General features: G+C 50.1%; 4 protein-coding genes and 1 pseudogene. 2 read left to right on the top strand and 3 right to left on the bottom strand.

The features are described 5' to 3' along the window. Positions 1-91 precede the first annotated feature (91 nt). A protein-coding gene (locus OGV38_RS09255; RefSeq protein ID WP_117086587.1) for an IS3 family transposase occupies positions 92-1,299 on the top strand; the annotation gives its coding sequence in 2 pieces (ribosomal slippage) (positions 92-413 and positions 413-1,299; 1,209 coding nt in all). 37 nt (positions 1,300-1,336) lie between these two features. Here OGV38_RS09255 and OGV38_RS09250 read toward each other — a convergent pair. The 3 genes and pseudogenes from OGV38_RS09250 to OGV38_RS09240 form a co-directional block, all read right to left on the bottom strand. Then, positions 1,337-2,254 (bottom strand): annotated as a pseudogene (locus OGV38_RS09250) (hypothetical protein); the annotation flags it as partial. A gap of 102 nt (positions 2,255-2,356) precedes the next feature. Then, positions 2,357-2,767: a DUF6971 family protein gene (locus OGV38_RS09245; RefSeq protein WP_182930060.1), complete on the bottom strand. Its 411-nt coding sequence runs from the start codon at positions 2,765-2,767 to the stop codon at positions 2,357-2,359. A gap of 328 nt (positions 2,768-3,095) precedes the next feature. Next, positions 3,096-3,659: a hypothetical protein gene (locus OGV38_RS09240; protein ID WP_048254082.1), complete on the bottom strand. Its 564-nt coding sequence runs from the start codon at positions 3,657-3,659 to the stop codon at positions 3,096-3,098. Positions 3,660-4,053: 394 nt separating this feature from the next. On the opposite strand from OGV38_RS09240, the gene OGV38_RS09235 reads away from it, so the two are divergent. Next, positions 4,054-5,174, top strand: a protein-coding gene (locus tag OGV38_RS09235) for an IS3-like element ISSen4 family transposase (protein WP_096147877.1) whose coding sequence is annotated in 2 segments (ribosomal slippage) — positions 4,054-4,312 and positions 4,312-5,174 — 1,122 coding nt in all. Because the reading frame shifts where the segments join, the coding sequence is not laid out codon by codon here. Positions 5,175-5,203 lie beyond the last annotated feature (29 nt).

Genomic DNA, 5,203 nt, shown 5'->3' with positions numbered 1-5,203 from the left:
TGATGTAGCCCCCTGAAACACCGGACAGTAGCTGTATCTCCAGATAAGAGATAGGCTTGAATATATGTCTAACACTAACGCCAATTTTGAGATGACCGGGATCCTGTTAGGGCAAGAAGTCCGTAAACGTAAAACTCCTCAGGAGAAGATCGCCATTATCCAGCAGACGATGGAGCCGGGTATGAATGTCTCCCATGTCGCCCGCCTGCATGGTATCCAGCCCAGCCTGCTGTTTAAGTGGAAGAAGCAATATCAGGAAGGCAGCCTCACCGCCGTTGCGGCTGGAGAGGAAGTCGTTCCTGCTTCTGAGCTTACTGCTGCTCTGAAGCAGGTCCGGGAGCTTCAGCGCCTTCTGGGCAAGAAGACGATGGAAGTTGAGATCCTGAAAGAAGCCGTGGAGTACGGTCAGTCGCGAAAATGGATAGCGCACGCGCCCTTGTTGCCAAAGGACGGGGAATAGCCATGGTCTGCCGGACCATGGGCGTGTCGCGTGCGCAACTGTCACTGCGGATTAACCGTTCTGCCGACTGGCAGGACAGGCGCTGTAACCGGCGTAATGAAGAAGCAGACGCAGAAATACTGTCGGCTATCCTCAACATTATCAGCGATATGCCGAGTTATGGTTATCGACGCGTGTGGGGCATCCTGCGCAAGCAACGTCGCACAGAGGGACAGCTACCTGTGAATGCCAAACGGCTTTACAGGATAATGCGTGAGCATAACCTGTTGTTGTTGCATCACAAACCAGAGCGACCGAAGCGTGAACATAAGGGCAAGATAGCGGTGGCAGAAAGCGATATGCGCTGGTGTTCAGATGGCTTCGAGTTCGGCTGCGACAACGGCGAAAAACTGCGGGTAACGTTCGCGCTGGACTGCTGCGACCGTGAGGCCATAGACTGGGCAGCAAGCACGGGAGGCTATGACAGTTCGACCGTGCAGGATGTGATGCTGAGGTCGGTGGAAAAGCGCTTCGGCGACAGGTTGCCCGACACAGCGGTGCAGTGGCTGACGGATAACGGTTCAGCGTATACCGCGTATGAAACGCGGAGGTTCGCGAGAGAGCTGAATCTGGAGCCCTGCACAACAGCGGTGAGCAGCCCGCAGAGTAATGGCATGGCCGAACGGTTCGTGAAAACGATGAAAGAAGACTATATCGCGTTCATGCCAAAACCGGATGTGAGAACAGCACTGCGAAACCTTGCAGTAGCGTTCACGCATTACAATGAAAACCACCCGCACAGCGCGCTGGGATATCACTCCCCGAGGGAATACCGGCGGCAGCGGACATCGTTAACTTAAGATACAAAAGCTGTTCGGAGATGGAGGGTCAAGATCAGATAGAAGCAAACCGCTTAGGCAGGAGATAGACACCTGTATCATCACCCGCATAGCCGCATACTGTGCAGCCCAGCAGGTCGCTAATATCTTCATGGCCTGCGCGTTGAGCAGATCGGTCCAAGACTGCCTCTAGTTTCTCAGGGACCAATACAGCATAGTCAGGCAGTGTGTTACCCAACTCGACCGGAAGATTCAGCGCTAAGATGTCCAGAAGGTCCTCAGCTTGGTCAGAGGGTTTCCCACTCAGTGGGACCGCTTCGATGACTTGTAGGTCTGGTGTATCTTTCAGGACATCGACCACAGCGGCAAACATTTGACGACAGTATTGGACCTGCATATCGCCTACAGTCTGGATTAGCGCCCCTTCAGTCCACCCTCCCATCATATCGAAGTCAGATACATGAGTAGCAGCAGAACACAGAATGCCAGTCTTATTGGTCTCAGGGTTCAACACTGGGGTGACAGTTACACTTGCCCCGGTGATGGCTGTAGTAGACGGAGCATCCTTAGCTGGGTTAAACGCACCATTATGCTTAAAGCGGACGGTACGATTCTGGAGAGCCTGACGGCGAATAGGCGTAGGGTCAGTGCCGTATGGGCGAAACTCACAGGGGAAGACATGCTCCATTACAGCAGTGCGGAAATCACCATCGTTGAAGGTCTCGTCCAAAGAGTCCTCCAGCGCCTGAACGTAATCATGTGAGTCATTCCCGAAGGCCATCGGACGACCTGAGCGGTCCGTAAAGCCTACGTTGAGAACTTGGGAGTCTTGACCATTGGTCATCTGAACATAGTCAGTGCGTGAGATGTCAGTGCCCCATACAGACCCTTTAATGATTTGACCGTCTTTATCTCGCTGAGGCTGACGCAGAGAAGCCATTGAGGATGCTTTGTTAATTTGATTTGTAATAGCCATGATAAATATCTCCTTAGTATATGAATGCACTACGTAAAAAAGTAACTGGTGACACCATTGGTCTTATCTCAGAATCCAAGCAGCGCCACCGAAAGTGATCAGTTAGTATCCGAAAGAGGCCCCTTTATTGCCGAAGCGTTTAATCAGGTCTTCGTCGCGTGCTCTACGTTCAGCGGCAGCTTTAGCAATCTCTGCTGGCGTTGCATGAATAGCGGCCATACGCTCTTGATGTTCCTCAGCCTCTTTACGTCGACGCTCAGCTTCTTGGCGCTCCTGTACATTACTTTCAGCCCACCAACGGGAATACTTTCCGTAATCAGAGGCATTAAGACCAATGGCATGAATATCGTTAAGAATACGATTTGATTTCGCTATGTCAGACCCAGTGGAATTAAGCATGGTAGTAACGATAACCTCAGTGAAATACTTTGTAGATAACTCCTGACCAAATACCAATACGGTCTCTTTGTCGGCGCTCAGTGTGATATTTAATTTTCTATATGAAATTGACATAATAATTTCTCCTTTGAAATCTGAATGGAATTGAACTTGTCGGTCTACCATAGGGTGTAATAATCCCTACGGTGTCTCCCCGCATTTTGGTCAGTTCAAAGGTTATGTTTATAGTGGTATTAACTACGGTGAAAATCTTTAGGTGATAACCCAGCGGCAACCGCCATGAGGCATAGCTCAGCCTTCGAGTAATAAGCGTTGTCTGCACGCTTAGAACGATCTGGGATATCCAAGGCGGCGATAAGTGCGCTGACAGGCACCGTCATAAAGCGAAGGGCTTTGCGGCCTTCTGGTGTCCTTGAGTCGATTCTACAGCGGTCAGTAGCTATCATAGATTCTCCGTTCTAGCGTACCAGACGCTGTTATGCGGAATCATAGATAGCCCCAGTGCTTTCGTTAAGTTCCCCCCAAGAACCGCTCTGTATATGCGCTCAGGCTTCCTACCATCAACTCTGCTGCCAATATTGCGTAGGGTCTTCATAGATTCCCTATAATCTTCCTTATGTCGTTCCAATAGCTCAGCTTCAGCATGGTAGCCAAGCTCGACCATTTTGTTAGCCACTGCCTCGGCAACTTCGGGCATCTCAAGGATGGACTCAAAGGCTGCATAGACCATATCTTCAAAATCATCGGAGACCCACCCGGCGTACTTCAATGTCGCCTGCTTGTCTGCGTAAGTTATGCCTTCAATGCCAACCTTCTCGACGTGCATTTTTTGCATGTCGGTGAGTCTCTTGGTTACCTTACCGCGCCACTGAGAGGGCAGTTTATTGTTAGGTAACCTGAGGACCTTCCATATTTCGGTAAGATTCCACATGCCCGACTCATTGGCCTTAAAGCTGTGATTCTCAATAGAGATAATATGACCTGCATGTTTATGTAGATTATTCATTGCTTGGTTACCTTTTAAATATGCACCCTAAGCCGCACCCTACTGACCTACTCAAAGTCCCCAAGCAATAGGGAGACCAGCAGGACAAAGGATGCACATTTAGAATGTCTTTGAGATTGATAGGGTTGTGTCTTGCGGAGACACTGTTAGTTATTAAGGAGTTAATAATGACAAGATTAATGAAGAGACGACTCTAAGTACTCTTAAAGTTAGTCTTTAAGACTCTTATTATTATCTTGTGTAAACAAGTAATATAACTTTAAGGTCTTTAAGTAATACTTTAAGTTTAGCCCCTGTAGACCAGAGACCATAATTAATATGATTGACCTGCTCCCCGTTGATTAGTACACCCCGATGTTAGTAATGTCTTCATAAGCCACATGAGGACATCCCCATGAAGAAGCGTTTTTCCGACGAACAGATCATCAGTATTCTCCGCGAAGCCGAAGCTGGGGTACCCGCCCGTGAACTCTGCCGCAAGCATGCCATTTCCGATGCCACGTTTTACATCTGGCGTAAGAAGTATGGCGGTATGGAGGTGCCTGAAGTTAAGCGCCTGAAGTCGCTTGAGGAAGAGAACGCCAGACTCAAGAAGCTGCTTGCCGAAGCCATGCTGGATAAAGAGGCGCTTCAGGTGGCTCTTGGGCGAAAGTACTGACGACAGACCAGAAGCGGGAAGCCGTGATGTTGATGTGTGATGCGACCGGTCTGTCGCAACGTCGTGCCTGCAGGCTTACAGGTTTATCCCTGTCGACCTGCCGCTATGAGGCTCACCGTCCGGCTGCTGATGCGCATTTATCAGGGCGCATCACTGAGCTGGCACTGGAGCGCAGGCGTTTTGGCTACCGTCGTATTTGGCAGTTGCTGCGCCGTGAAGGGCTTCATGTTAATCATAAGCGCGTGTACCGGCTTTATCACCTCAGTGGCCTGGGCGTAAAACGCAGAAGACGTCGTAAAGGGCTGGCAACAGAACGTCTGCCGCTGCTCCGTCCGGCGGCGCCCAATCTGACCTGGTCGATGGATTTCGTCATGGACGCACTTTCCACCGGTCGCAGGATCAAGTGTCTTACCTGCGTCGATGATTTCACAAAGGAATGCCTGACGGTCACTGTTGCCTTTGGGATTTCAGGCGTTCAGGTCACGCGTATTCTGGACAGCATTGCACTGTTTCGAGGCTATCCGGCGACGATAAGAACTGACCAGGGGCCGGAGTTCACTTGCCGTGCACTGGATCAATGGGCCTTTGAGCATGGTGTTGAGTTGCGCTTAATCCAGCCGGGCAAGCCAACGCAGAACGGATTTATTGAGAGCTTTAACGGACGATTTCGCGATGAATGTTTGAATGAGCACTGGTTCAGCGATATCGTTCATGCCAGGAAAATTATTAATGACTGGCGGCAGGATTATAACGAATGCCGCCCGCACTCCACGCTGAATTATCAGACACCGTCTGAATTTGCAGCGGGCTGGAGAAAGGGTCATTCTGAGAATGAAGATTCCGACGTTACTAACTGAGTGTTGTATCTAATCGTGGGGGCAGGTCA

This window comes from Citrobacter sp. Cb080 (assembly GCF_030334745.1).
Classification (GTDB): Bacteria; Pseudomonadota; Gammaproteobacteria; order Enterobacterales; family Enterobacteriaceae; genus Citrobacter; species Citrobacter braakii.
Note: the sequence above shows the minus strand (reverse complement) of the source record. Positions and strands in the feature narration are given on the sequence as shown.